This window comes from Hominiventricola aquisgranensis (assembly GCF_040096225.1).
In the GTDB taxonomy this organism is placed as follows: Bacteria; Bacillota; Clostridia; order Lachnospirales; family Lachnospiraceae; genus Hominiventricola; species Hominiventricola aquisgranensis.
The window spans coordinates 1-8,501 of sequence record NZ_JBBMFC010000051.1; the positions used below are offsets into that span (position 1 = coordinate 1).

At 40.1% G+C, this 8,501-nt stretch carries 10 protein-coding genes; 9 read left to right on the forward strand and 1 reads right to left on the reverse strand.

Going from position 1 to position 8,501, the window contains the following annotated elements:
- Positions 1–457, reverse strand: a 457-nt coding sequence (locus WMO62_RS15135; protein WP_349145204.1) for a DeoR/GlpR family DNA-binding transcription regulator, incomplete at its 3' end; no start/stop codon positions are given.
- Positions 458–695: 238 nt separating this feature from the next.
- Between WMO62_RS15135 and WMO62_RS15140 the strand changes: the two genes are divergently transcribed.
- The 9 genes from WMO62_RS15140 to WMO62_RS15180 all read left to right on the forward strand — a co-directional run.
- Positions 696–1,973: a RuBisCO large subunit C-terminal-like domain-containing protein gene (locus tag WMO62_RS15140; RefSeq protein WP_349145205.1), complete on the forward strand. Its 1,278-nt coding sequence runs from the start codon at positions 696–698 to the stop codon at positions 1,971–1,973.
- A complete protein-coding gene (locus WMO62_RS15145) occupies positions 1,973–2,860 on the forward strand; it encodes an amidohydrolase family protein (protein ID WP_349145206.1) in 888 nt (295 codons plus the stop codon). The genes WMO62_RS15140 and WMO62_RS15145 overlap by 1 nt, the downstream gene beginning before the upstream one ends.
- Positions 2,857–3,336 carry a DUF1097 domain-containing protein gene (locus WMO62_RS15150; RefSeq protein ID WP_349145207.1) on the forward strand — a complete coding sequence of 160 codons (480 nt, stop codon included), beginning with the start codon at positions 2,857–2,859 and terminating at the stop codon, positions 3,334–3,336. The genes WMO62_RS15145 and WMO62_RS15150 overlap by 4 nt, the downstream gene beginning before the upstream one ends.
- A gap of 29 nt (positions 3,337–3,365) precedes the next feature.
- A complete protein-coding gene (locus tag WMO62_RS15155; RefSeq protein WP_118511589.1) occupies positions 3,366–4,193 on the forward strand; it encodes a phosphoenolpyruvate hydrolase family protein in 828 nt (275 codons plus the stop codon).
- 49 nt (positions 4,194–4,242) lie between these two features.
- Positions 4,243–5,619 carry a Tm-1-like ATP-binding domain-containing protein gene (locus WMO62_RS15160; RefSeq protein WP_349145208.1) on the forward strand — a complete coding sequence of 459 codons (1,377 nt, stop codon included), beginning with the start codon at positions 4,243–4,245 and terminating at the stop codon, positions 5,617–5,619.
- Positions 5,620–5,622: 3 nt separating this feature from the next.
- Positions 5,623–6,438, forward strand: a complete 816-nt coding sequence (locus WMO62_RS15165) for an MBL fold metallo-hydrolase (RefSeq protein WP_349145209.1) — start codon at positions 5,623–5,625, stop codon at positions 6,436–6,438.
- Between the two features lie 22 nt (positions 6,439–6,460).
- Positions 6,461–6,916 carry an RpiB/LacA/LacB family sugar-phosphate isomerase gene (locus WMO62_RS15170; RefSeq protein ID WP_349145210.1) on the forward strand — a complete coding sequence of 152 codons (456 nt, stop codon included), beginning with the start codon at positions 6,461–6,463 and terminating at the stop codon, positions 6,914–6,916.
- A gap of 181 nt (positions 6,917–7,097) precedes the next feature.
- Positions 7,098–8,063, forward strand: coding sequence for a DUF3878 family protein (locus WMO62_RS15175; RefSeq protein ID WP_349145211.1), 966 nt, complete (start codon positions 7,098–7,100; stop codon positions 8,061–8,063).
- The coding region (locus tag WMO62_RS15180; protein WP_349145212.1) for a GTP-binding protein at positions 8,057–8,501 on the forward strand (445 nt) is incomplete at its 3' end. The genes WMO62_RS15175 and WMO62_RS15180, both read left to right, overlap by 7 nt.

Genomic DNA, 8,501 nt, shown 5'->3' on the forward strand with positions numbered 1-8,501 from the left:
GGTTATAGACACCACCGACGCCAACCAATTCGATTGCCTTTCCCTTTGAAATTTTACTTATAATATCATAATTATTTGTGATGACGGTTAAAGGATAATCCGCAGGAATATAGGGAACCATCATGCTAACAGTTGTACTTGAATCCAAAATAATTACATCTCGAGCATTGATCAATTCGACTGCTTTCATTGCTATTTTTCGTTTGGCCTCGCTGTTCCGTGTTATTTCGTTGTGAAAATCATATTTGACTGGTGAAATGTCTTTCTGTTGTGCATTTCCAATCATGTTCATTCCTAAAGCACGAACTAGCAATCCAGAGTCCTTTAATTTGGCCAAATCACGCCTGATAGTCATTTCGGATACATCTAAAACAGATGCTAATTCTCTTATTGTTAAAGTAGGCTGTTCTCTAAGCATACCAATAATGGTATTTAATCTGTTCTCTTTCTTCTTCATAAATTTCCTCCAGATAGATAAAAATTAGAGAGTGTAACACTCAAAATTGTGCATTATTACAAAGTAGTAGACGTAAGTGTAAATAAACAAACAAAAATTGTGAAAAATGTTAAAATAACAACAAATAGAGTGAAAATGTTAGTTGATATAATGATAATTGTTTCTTATAATTCAAAATATAAAGTAAAAACGAACAAAATGCAACAAAAATATCGGAAGATATTGGAAAGGATTTGGAATGGATACATTGCTACATACACTCTTTGAAGAAGTGGTTAATGAAGATTATGTGATTGGATCATATTTTCTTGTTTTGAACAGAAACGAGAATCCATATGAAAAAGCAAAGAGCATGGCTGTTGGACAGACGGTCGGAACTTGGCTGCCGGTACCGGGTATAACAGAAGATATGAGAAAAAACCATATGGGAAGAATTGTGAATATTATCGATGTTAATCCGGCAGACTTATCCAGTCAGGTAGACGATGAAAAGAGTTCATACATTTTCCAGATTGCATATCCGGTTTCAAATTTTGATGATCGTCTTCCTTTGATGCTTACTACACTCTTGGGCAATGATGCATCTACTTCGGTGCAGGCGAAACTCTTGGATCTTTTCATTCCTCCGAAGCTGGCGGCAAGATATCCTGGACCTCAATTTGGACTTGATGGAATCCGAAAACTTGTTAATGTAGAAAAACGGCCAATGCTTCTGAATATGATTAAACCATGCATAGGGTTTGAAATAGAGGACGGCGCGAAAATATTTTATAATACGGCACTCGGAGGGGTCGATTTTATCAAGGATGATGAACTTTTGGGAAATCCAGATTTCTGCCCCTTGAAAAATAGAGTTCGTGCATATGTGGATGCATCGGAAAAGGCATTTGAGATTACTGGAAAGAGAACACTTTATATACCAAATATAACAGATCATGTGGCAAAACTGATTGACAATGCAAAAATTGCTGAGGAAAATGGCGCAAAAGCAATCATGCTTAATTTTGCCAGTGTAGGACTTAGTGGGTTACAGATGGTGCGAGAAGCGGTTTCTATTCCTATTATGGGACATTACGCTGGAGCAGGTCCGTATTATGAAGGAGCTTTTTCAGGTATCTCATCAGACCTGATGCTTGGAAAACTGCCAAGACTGTGTGGAGCGGATATTGTAATGATTAATACACCATATGGTGGATATCCCATTAAGAAAACTCGTTACTTAAAAACAGTCGCAGCATTGACGCTTCCATTTTATGACAAGAAACCGGTAGTACCATCATGCGGAGGAGGCGTTAATCCAGGTGTAGTACATCGTCTGATGAAGGATCTTGGAAATGACATTATTCTGGCTCCGGGAGGGGCCATTCAGGGACATCCGATGGGGGCTGCAGCTGGAATACGTGCAATGTATGATGCAATTGATGCAGAAATGAATGGAAAGTCACTCGAGCAGGCAGTTTCAGAAAGTAAAGAACTGCAAGCTGGAGAATATATGTGGAAAGGACGGACATATTGATGATTGATGTTCATACTCATCTCTGGGATCCAGCAATATCGCCGCAATATATGGCAGATTATTTTCAAAAGAAAAAAGAAGCTGGTAAAGAAATACGCATGACAGCCGAAGAACTTCTTGCTCACATGGATCGCAATGGAATTCAAAAAGCAATTGTTTTGACTTTGGCATTTCATTCAATGATGACAAACCTGGAACTGAAAACTCTCCATTCGTATACAGCTGAACAGGTAAAAAAGTCAAAAGGTCGTCTTGTTGCATTTTTTACGGTGAACCCTTTTGAAGATAATGTGATGGAATACGTGGAGAAATATACTGAGAAGGACAAGTTTGTTGGACTGAAACTTCATCCGAATATTCAGGAATTTTTTCCGGATGATGAAAGATTGCGTAATATTTATAAATATCTTGAAGAAAAGCGAATACCGGTACTGTTTCATACAGGTGGGATCGGACTGAGTGGAATCAGAGATTGCTTTGGTAATCTTGATGCAATCGATCATATTGCCTGCGAGTTTCCGGAACTTCCAATTATTATGGGACATGCTGGTAGAATTGATTATCGAAGAACTGCCGAACTGCTAAGAAAACATCCAAATGTATATGCAGATATTTCAACTAATTTTAGCCGACTTCATGGTAAAGAATGGCTGATGCTCAAAGAATTAATGGAAATAGTTAAAATTTGGTGTGGGAACACGGAGAAACTTCTGTTTGGCTCTGATTATCCATTTTACTCTCAAGATCAGACGACAGAGATTGTACGTGATTTTACGAAACATAATGAGTTGTTTACTGTCCTTGAACGTTCTGATGTAGACGCTCTTATGAATAAAAATGCAGAATTGTTCTGCGAAAAATACAAATTATGGAGGATGAAAGAATGAAACGTTTATTTGCAACTGGTGTGTGTGCAGGTGGCATTGCCGCAATCATGACAGAACTAAGCGGACCAATCGGCATGATTTCATGGGTTTTCTTTATCGCAATGCTTTCGTATTATGCAAGTGGATGTGGGTTGGATGGTTTCAAGCGATCTCTTGCAACGAATTGCGCAGGAGTATTTTGGGGATGGCTGATCCTTACGTTGTCAACAATCATACCTGGAAGATTTTCGCTTGGTATTTCAGTATTACTGATAGTTATTGCAATGTGTATGGTTGCGAAAATTCATCTTTTAAGTTTCGTTTCAGGTGCATTCGTGGGATGCTCATGCTTTTTCGGAACAGAATTTAATGCAAAAGGTGTGCTTTATGCGCTTGTAATCGGGAATGTTGCAGCATATATATCAGATTTGCTCGCACGTAAATTGGGAGATGTTCTTGAGGGAACAGGAAAAAATGAAGTGGAAACTAATGAATAGCATATAAAGATAAAAAAGGAGGATTTTTTATGGCTAAGAGAATGACGGAAGAAGAAGTAGTTGCAATGTTACGTGCAAAGATTGACAGAAATGAAGTTCTGTTCATGCCTAACTGTGGATGCGGCTTGACTGCAAAACTGCAGGAAGCCGGAGGTGCGGATTTAATCTGCCTGTCAGCAACAAGTTACTGGAGAATGAAGGGACAAGGTTCGCTTGCGCCGATGATGCCGTACAGCGATATTAACCAGGTTATCTTTGATCTCGCTCCGGAAGTGGTTGCGAATATCAATAATGCTCCGATCCTTGCTCAGGTAGGTGCGACAAATCCGCTGGTTTCTCATACAAAACTTCTGGATGATCTTTGGAATGCAGGAGTGTCCGGTATCAATCCGTTTATGATGAATATTTATGGTGCCGAAATTATGGAGCAGATGCAGCAAATTGGAATGGGCTGGGATAAAGAAGCCGATCTGATCGGTGAAGCACACAAGAAAAATATGTTTGCTTTGGAATATGCATTTACACCGGAAGAAGCAAGAATTCTGGCTGAAAATGGATGCCCGTGTATCTCTTCTCACGTTGGATCAACTGTTGGAGGTATGAAAGGCGCAAAGAGCAAACTGAGTTTGGATGACGCTGTTGAATTAACACAGGAAGTGTTTGATGCTGCATTATCTGTTAATCCGGATATTATTCTTTTTGCACATGGTGGACCAATGAAAGGGCCGAAAGAAGCAGAATATGTAGTTCGAAAAACAAATGCTCATGGATTTATCGGAGGATCCGCAGCAGAAAGAATTCCGATTGAAAAAGCTGTACTTGAAGCTACTAAAGAATATAAAGCAGTTACAAAATAGCATCTCTGGGGGGAGAACAAAAGCTATACTATATAAGGAGGAAATTTACATGAATAAACCGAAAATTATTGTTACTGGAATGTGTGATACAAAATTTACAGAACTCAAATTTCTGGCTGAGCAGGTAAAGAAAGCTGGCGGTGAAGTTAAAATTGTTAATGTTGGTTGCGGAAAGCCGTGTGACTGGACAGATGTTTCGTTGCAGGAAGTTCTGGATGTCAATGGTATAAAGCAGGAGGATGTATTCAAGCTTCCTCGTGCAGAAGCGATTAAAGTAGTTGGCGAAGCTGGAGAGAAAAAGATCATGCAGATGTATGAAGCAGGGGAAGTTGACGGAATCATTTCCTGGGCTGGATCTATGGGAACAACAACTGTTACATATTTAATGAGAGCTCTTCCATTCGGCGTCCCAAAAGTAATGCTTACGGATATGGCATCCAGTGATGTCAGCCAGTGGCTTGGTAACAAAGACATTTATATTGTAAATCCAACTGCAGAGCAGGGAATCAATGTGGTTACCCGTAAGATGGTAGCAAATGCAGCGGCAGCGGTTGTTGCAATGGCAAAAGTGGGTGATGTAAGAGATGCAGAAACAAAACCGTTGATGGCTATTACTGCATATGGAACAACTACTATTGCAGTTAATCATTGCAGTCAGCATTTTAATGAAAAAGGCTGGGACACCATTATTATTCATCAGGTAGGTACTGGTGCGACAATGGAAGATCTTATCCGATCAGGTCAGATTACTGCTATCATCGATCTTACTACAGGTGAACTCACTAATAACATGTATGACAGTGTTTATGGTACTCCTAAGACCTGGAATGGAGAGCGTGTTACAGCTGCCAGCGATATGGGTATACCACAGATTGTTACACCTGGTGGATGCGATCAGGCGGCATATAATTCGATTGCAAATATGAAACAGGAATATCTTGAAGAATACAAGACTGGTAAGAGACGCACTTGGAAAGATACAGGTCTTCCGTATATTCATAATGCTAGTGTTACGATTATGTATCCGACAGATGAGGAAATAGTTGAGCTTTCTGAGTATTTTGCTGAGAAACTTAATAAAACAAAAGGTCCAACAGCTTTTCTGATTCCGATGCAGGGATGGTCGGCTTATGATCAGCCAGAAGAGAGAGCATGTATTGAAAACGGATGGGCAAAAGGAAACGGCGATGGACCACAGTGGGAACCGGATGCGAAGAATCCTCATTGGTCAAAACGTTCAACAATGATGAGAGATATTCTGAGAGAAAAGTTTGATCCGAACAATGAGAACTTAGATCTGCTCTGCATCGATTACAATGTTAATGATCCGGAATTTGCAACAATATGTGAAACAATTATGGATTCTATGTTAGCTGGAGAATGGCATAAAGGTATGTTCAGAGAACTGGAAGGAGTAATTGAGTAAAGAATGGCTATCGCGAAAAGAATCCATGTGCTGGGAACTGGTGTAGCGATTGTGAGAAAGTATTATAACACTGCTTTCATCCTTGAGGATGAAAGCAGCTACTTTCTTGTAGACGGTATGGGCGGCATAGATATTCTAAGAAGATTCGATGAGATGAAACTTGATTGGCAAAAATTACATCATGCATTTTTGTCACATACACATACAGATCACTCATTGGGAATGGTTTATGTTCTCAGATATGTGGCATTTTTGATGAGATTAAATCAGTATGATGGAGATTTTCATTTATATACACATAAGGTTGCATATAATAAGATCCGTAAAGTGTGTGAATTGATCTTAGATCCACATGAAACACGGTATTTTGATGATCGAATCATTTTTCATGTCGTTGAGGATAGAGAGGAAAAATTGATCTGGAATTTAAGATTCCACTTCTTTGATATTCAATCAACAAAAGAGGCTCAATTCGGATTTAAGGCTGAAGCTCCAGATGGAAGCAATTTGGTTTTCTGTGGGGATGAACCGATTTGTGAGAGTGTAGAAGAAATTGCAAGAAATGCAGATTGGCTATGTGCAGAAGCCTATTGCTTGTATGAAGAAAGAGAGATAGAGACACCATATCGTTATCATCATAGTACTGTCAAAGATGAAGCAGAATTAGCAGAAAAACTCCAGGTGAAACATCTAATCCTTTGGCATACCATTGATAGAGGATATCCAAATAGGAAAAAATTATATACAAAAGAAGCCAGTGCGTATTATAGCGGTGATGTGATTGTCCCGGATGATGGAGAAATTATTGATTTAAAATAGAAGATTATAAGGAGGACAGAACATGAAGATCGTGATTGGCTGCGATCCTAATGCACAATCTGTAAAAGAAGAAATAATCGCTTACATCAATAAGAAAGGGTATGGAATTATTGATGATTTTGGCAGCGACGATGTTATTTATGCTCATGTTGCTATTTCGGTTGCGGAAGCAGTCGCAAGTGGTGAGTATGACACGGGGGTACTTGTTTGCGGAACTGGATTAGGCGTTTCGATTTCTGCAAATAAGGTCAAAGGAGCGTATGCGGCTCTTTGCGATAATGTATACGCGGCACAGCGTGCCAGACTAAGTAATGATGCCAATATACTCTGCCTTGGTGCCTTTACAACGGGACTAAAGACCAGAGAAACAATCATTGATGCCTTTTTTACCAATAAATTTGAACCGGAAGGAGTATCAAAAGGGTCAGTGCCTAAGGTAGAGGCTTTTCGTAAGTATGAATCTTCTCATATAAATTGAAATATAGGAGAGTGAAGAAATAAGCGATTGAAAGATATTTCCATCTTTCTGTTAAAAAAATCGGGAGAGAATCTGTGTATATGGATTTCCTTCCGATTTTTTGTGCATTCTTCCATTGCAACCTCGGAAAAAAGTAAGTATACTTTAGCTGATTATTGACAGAATTAAAAGAGGATTTTGCATGGATACACTTGCAATGCTGGAAGAACTGCTGGAGCAGGATCAGTTTGAACTATTAATACCGAAAGACGGTATGTCAGGGGAACTACGTCTGGTTTATCTGATGAATGACGCTGTTGAGAGCTTTCTGGTATTCAAAAACGCACGAATGACAGGAGCTTATCTGGAAGATTATGAGGGTGAGCTTACATATTCTATCAGTAAGGATGGGCGTGGGTATGCGCTGGTAGTCTGGCAGGGAGAACATGCCGTCACTATTTTGTTTGAAATGCTGGAACTGGAAGTATACTTGTATGATTATGGCGAGATTGCCCATTTCTGGGTTCCAAAGTATGAATATTTACGGCAGCTGGAATATCGGATCGCAATTCTCAGAGATAAATATGAATATCTCGGACCGGAATACTGCACACCGGAGGAACAGAAGCTGGCACATCTGGCATATTTTCCACCGCTGAATTACTGTTGTTACCCGGCGGTTCCGGAAAAATATATTGTTCCCATCGAAGATCCATGGAATCCATCAGAACAGGCGCTGAATGTGATGGAAGAGCTGGCGGAAAAAGCTGAAAATAAGAAACTTGGGCGAATGCTTTTGTTATATAGAAGATTTCCGTATCCGTTTCTGGCAAAGCGAATCGCAACTATGCTTCATAGAACAAGTTGTATGAATGTAGTGGATCTGCTTGATCGGTGTCTTCGGGAAACTGTAAAAAAATATCCGAGGCGTTCCTTTGGAAAGCAGGCAGACAGAGAATTTGAACGATTGCTGTCACTGGCAGAAAAGAAAAAAGAAGAATTGGAAAAGCAGGGGATCCGGGCAGATGTACTGCGGGAAGAGCCGTTTACTACAGCCCAGGACAACCTTGAAGTTCATGTATATCTGATGATCTGGGAGACAAGGGGAAGAGACCGTCAGGTGCGGATTGAGACTATAGAACAAGGAAAAGAAGGAAGTACATGGTAAAGATAGATCTGATCACAGGATTTCTGGGATCTGGAAAAACAACTTTTATTAAAAAATATGCAAAATACCTGATGGCGCAAGGCATGAACATTGGAATTCTGGAAAATGATTTCGGCGCGGTCAATGTGGATATGATGCTGTTGAAGGAACTGGAAGGAGATCAGTGCGAACTGGAGATGGTGGCAGGCGGATGTGATGCAGACTGCCATCGGAGAAGGTTTAAAACCAAGCTGATCGCCATGGGGATGTGTGGCTATGACCGGGTGATCGTGGAGCCATCAGGAATCTTTGATGTAGATGAATTTTTTGATGTGCTCAGAGAAGAACCGCTGGATCAGTGGTATGAGATCGGCAGCGTGATCACGATCATGAATGCAAAGCTGGAGGACACGTTATCGGAGGAAGCAGAATATCTGCTGGCATCGGAGGCGGCCAATG